General features: G+C 61.3%; 3 protein-coding genes, 4 tRNA genes and 1 pseudogene. 6 read left to right on the forward strand and 2 right to left on the reverse strand.

The window, feature by feature from the left end; translation table 11 throughout:
* The first annotated feature begins 115 nt into the window (after positions 1 to 115).
* Positions 116 to 949: an alpha/beta fold hydrolase gene (locus WAN71_RS28965; protein ID WP_422228623.1), complete on the forward strand. Its 834-nt coding sequence runs from the start codon at positions 116 to 118 to the stop codon at positions 947 to 949.
* Between the two features lie 220 nt (positions 950 to 1,169).
* On the opposite strand, the gene WAN71_RS28970 is transcribed toward WAN71_RS28965, so the two are convergent.
* A tRNA-Val gene (locus tag WAN71_RS28970) sits at positions 1,170 to 1,241 on the reverse strand.
* Between the two features lie 170 nt (positions 1,242 to 1,411).
* Between WAN71_RS28970 and WAN71_RS28975 the strand changes: the two genes are divergently transcribed.
* The 4 genes from WAN71_RS28975 (at position 1,412) to WAN71_RS28990 (ending at position 2,368) form a co-directional block, all read left to right on the forward strand.
* Positions 1,412 to 1,484: transfer RNA gene (locus WAN71_RS28975), tRNA-Gly, on the forward strand.
* Positions 1,485 to 1,512: 28 nt separating this feature from the next.
* Positions 1,513 to 1,586, forward strand: a tRNA-Cys gene (locus WAN71_RS28980).
* Between the two features lie 13 nt (positions 1,587 to 1,599).
* Positions 1,600 to 1,674: transfer RNA gene (locus WAN71_RS28985), tRNA-Val, on the forward strand.
* A 406-nt stretch (positions 1,675 to 2,080) separates the two neighbouring features.
* On the forward strand, positions 2,081 to 2,368 hold the full coding sequence (locus tag WAN71_RS28990; RefSeq protein ID WP_422228621.1) for a DUF732 domain-containing protein: 288 nt from the start codon (positions 2,081 to 2,083) through the stop codon (positions 2,366 to 2,368).
* 34 nt (positions 2,369 to 2,402) lie between these two features.
* On the opposite strand, the pseudogene WAN71_RS28995 reads toward WAN71_RS28990, so the two are convergent.
* Positions 2,403 to 2,507: pseudogene (locus WAN71_RS28995) on the reverse strand (hypothetical protein); the annotation flags it as partial.
* A gap of 303 nt (positions 2,508 to 2,810) precedes the next feature.
* Here WAN71_RS28995 and WAN71_RS29000 point away from each other — a divergent pair.
* Positions 2,811 to 3,545 (forward strand): PE-PPE domain-containing protein, encoded by a 735-nt coding sequence (locus WAN71_RS29000; RefSeq protein WP_422228622.1) that lies wholly within the window; start codon positions 2,811 to 2,813, stop codon positions 3,543 to 3,545.
* Positions 3,546 to 3,690: the final 145 nt, after the last annotated feature.

Consider the following 3,690-nt stretch of genomic DNA (forward strand, 5'->3'; position numbering starts at 1 on the left):
GAACCGATCTAACGTCGCCGCGAAGGCATTCCCATCCAACGAGGCCTGACCGACATTAAACGAGGCCTGACCGACATTAAAGAGGGAAGGACCGCGGCTTATGAACGCACCGACGATGCGCACGTACTCCCTGACACCGACCGATGTCGTGCGCGCCGCGAGCGGTATCGACTTCGCCTACCGGCGCGTGGGCAATCGCGGTGACATACCGCTGGTCCTCGCGAACTACTTCGCCGCGAACATGGACGACTGGGATCCCCTCATTGTTGACGGCTTAGCGGCCGACCGTGACGTGATCACGTTCGATTACCCGGGAATCGGAGGCTCGGCTGGCGCCACCCCGGCGACTGTAGCCGAGTTTGCCGTTGATTGCGTCGGGTTCCTGCACGCCTTGGGCCTGACAACCGTTGACTTCCTGGGTTTTTCGCTCGGTGGAATGGTCGCGCAGCAGATCGCTTCGTCTCATCCGGAGATGTTTCGTCGCATGATCCTGTGCGGGACAGGGCCACGCGGCGGCGAGAAGATGACCTTCACCGAACTCTCGATAGACGAGCTCAATGACCCCGTAGCCTTGCTTCTGAATTCGTTCTTCACGCCGAGCGACGCCAGCCAGGCCGCGGGTCACGCATATCTGGACCGCCTCAACCGCCGCGAGGCGAATCGCGATACGCCAGTCACCTCGACGGCCGCCGCGGCTCAGCTGCATGCGATCCGTGAATGGGGTGAAATCCCGACCACAGACCGCTACGCAATGCTCGCAACGATCAAGCTGCCGACGTTGATCGTTCACGGCGCCAAAGACATTGTCGTTCACTCGGTCAACGCCATCGTCCTTGAAGAGAACCTTTGCGATGCCAGACTTTTGGTGCTTCCCGACGCCAGCCATGGCGCACAGTCGCAACACTCAGACGTCTTCCTCGCCAATGCGCGACTGTTCCTCAACAGCTGAAAGCGCAGTGAAAACGGGTTACTGCTGTGAACCCCGAGCCTCATCAAGCGGCCAACGCCTCGGGCGAAACCGACGGCGGAATCAGGCATTTGCGCAGCTTCGGATTCTGAGTCAGCCATGGCGAGGCACGTTGCTTCCCGCCGGTGACGATTCAGCTGGGAATGTGCAAGCGCTATAGCCCGGATATCGCCCGGAGACTTTGAAAGTTGCATCTACCTTGTGGTCCCGGCTGGGATCGAACCAGCGACCTTCCGCGTGTGAAGCGGACGCTCTCCCACTGAGCCACGGGACCGGCGCCGAGAGGCGGATGACGTCGAAGATTAGCATGCGCGGACGTCCCGGCAGAACGCGCTGCGTGGGCTGGGGTAGCGGCGCGCAGGAATATGCCGAAAAATTTGTGCGGGCCCGCTCAGGTCGACTATCGTCGTGCTTCGCACCGGGCGACGATCTCGTCCGTTGCGCGCGGATGTAGCGCAGTTGGTAGCGCATCACCTTGCCAAGGTGAGGGTCGCGGGTTCGAATCCCGTCATCCGCTCGAAGGTGCAAATGGCATCAATCCCAGCGGTGGAGTGGCCGAGTGGTGAGGCAACGGCCTGCAAAGCCGTGCACACGGGTTCGATTCCCGTCTCCACCTCCAATTCTTTGACCGGGCGCGGTTAGCTCAGCGGGAGAGCGCTTCCCTGACACGGAAGAGGTCGCTGGTTCAATCCCAGTACCGCGCACCAAGTGTTTGGCTTGTTCATCGGGCCCTTTTCCGCGGCCTCGCCGGCTGGGCATGAGCTCCCCGTGAACTCCCCGAAATCGCCGGAAAAGCGTCACTGCTGTTTTTAGCCATGCACCGGGCTAACGTTTGTACCCGCCCGATCCGAACTCTGCCCTCATGCCTTTGGGCCGGGTGGCACCGGACGTGATGTTAGAAGCACTTTGTAAAATTCCACGAATCGTACAGATTTCATACATTGCGCTAAGCCAGAGTTAAGCTAAACGCCTCCAGCGGTCGGCGCCGATAACAAATTCCGCCGCCCGGTGGCAACGGCATGAACTTCAGCGCCGGGGGCGGGGACACCATGTTCCCGTTCTGCAAGGTCGTCAACGGCAACAGGTTAAACAGCAACGATTGTGGAGCGTGACATGAGAACACTACTGATCCCGGTGGTGGCTAGCGCCGCCGTTGTTCTTGCGGCACCGGCACACGCCGACACGCAAGGATTCATCGACTACATGTACAACCACGGCGGTACCACCACTGCGAGCAGTACTGGGGAAAGCTACCTGACTTATGGCCAGCAGGTATGCCAGGCGCTACAGAGTGGCGCGTCAGAGAGCTCGCAGATTGGTCGGCTTGAGGGTCTGATGAGTCGCGCCGAGTCCGGGCTTGTTGTCACTGGCGCGCACCAGTTCCTCTGCCCCGGCGTGTAAGGAAGGTGGGTGTGATCGGCAAAGGTTGAAGGGCGCTAGCGCGGGTCTCAAACCGCACGGTGACCACGCCGTGGCCGGCGCCCTGCACCCAGCCGTGCCCGAACTGAGGGTGGACGACGTCGTCGCCGACCCTCCAGGCCGCGGTCTCCGGCTCCGCCACGGCATCGACCACCTGCTGGGCCTGCGCAAACCGCAAAAGCATCTTGTGTTCTCCGGCCGATTGGCTTAGCACATCGAGGTCTGACTTCGTCAATTGTTTGTTTGGCGATTATTTCGTTTCTGAGGACAACCTTAACGGCACCTGAGATAATTCTGCTCGTCGGAAGCCAGTGCCATTAGCGCGCGATCGACATCTACCGGGGGAAATGTTGGACAACGTAGTCACCTGCCGTGCAGACGAGCTCGGCGACATCATCTGTGATCTTGAGAACAAGGGGGAATTATGAAGAAAGTGATTCTCGGCGCCGCGCTGTGCAGCGCCGCGGTGGCGTTGGCCGGTGCAGCCAACGCCGACGGGGCCAGCGACTTCCTGTCTGGCTCAACCAACGCACTAATCCTGGGCGCCACCGGCATACCGACACCGGATGCCGCCTACATCAGCGACGCGGAAAAGCTGTACCTCGACCCGAACGGGTACCACGGCACCGTCGCGTCGACGCTGGCGCTGACCACCCCGGAAACCAACGACTTCGGCTCGAGCGTGACGCAGGGCGAGAACGACCTCATCAACGCGGTCGTCGCCGACTACAGCGCCGGCGATATGGGCTGCAACGCCTCCGGCGTGTGCAGCGACCCGCTGACCATTTTCACCTACTCACAAAGCAGCGCCGTCGCCTCCCTCGCCGAACAGCAACTCGCCGACGACAAAATCCCCACCGACGCTTTACGTTTCGTGATGCTCGGCGCCAACCCCACCGGCGTCCCCGACAACCTGTACCCGACCGAGGTGTACAACATCCACGGCGACGCCTGGGCGGAGCCCGGCTCCTTGGGCACAACATACCAGGACATCGTGCTCGGGATGGAACTCCATGAGGCCTACCTCGGGTTGACGCCAGCCGAAATCGATTCGGCCACATCGGTAGTCGAAGGAATGACAACCGTCTACGACATCCCAACACTCACCACCACCGAGCTGTGGGACGCGTTGCTCAGTGCGTACAGCGCAGGGCTTTAGGCGGGCGTGCGACCGGTGGCGGAACTAGGCGTTGATGCAACCGATTGAGGCGGTGGCGCAGACGCTCGACGACCAGAACGAGCCTCACGGGCGGAACCTTGGCGCTGCTGCGCATGCGCCCTCCCTCCAACAGACATCAATTGAT

The sequence above is a fragment of the Mycobacterium sp. genome (genome assembly GCF_049280035.1).
In the GTDB taxonomy this organism is placed as follows: Bacteria; Actinomycetota; Actinomycetes; order Mycobacteriales; family Mycobacteriaceae; genus Mycobacterium.

Coding starts and splice junctions, on each gene's coding strand:
- WAN71_RS28965 (WP_422228623.1), top strand. CDS start 116: ATGCGCACGTACTCCCTGACACCGACCGATGTCGTGCGCGCCGCGAGC.
- WAN71_RS28990 (WP_422228621.1), top strand. CDS start 2,081: ATGAGAACACTACTGATCCCGGTGGTGGCTAGCGCCGCCGTTGTTCTT.
- WAN71_RS29000 (WP_422228622.1), top strand. CDS start 2,811: ATGAAGAAAGTGATTCTCGGCGCCGCGCTGTGCAGCGCCGCGGTGGCG.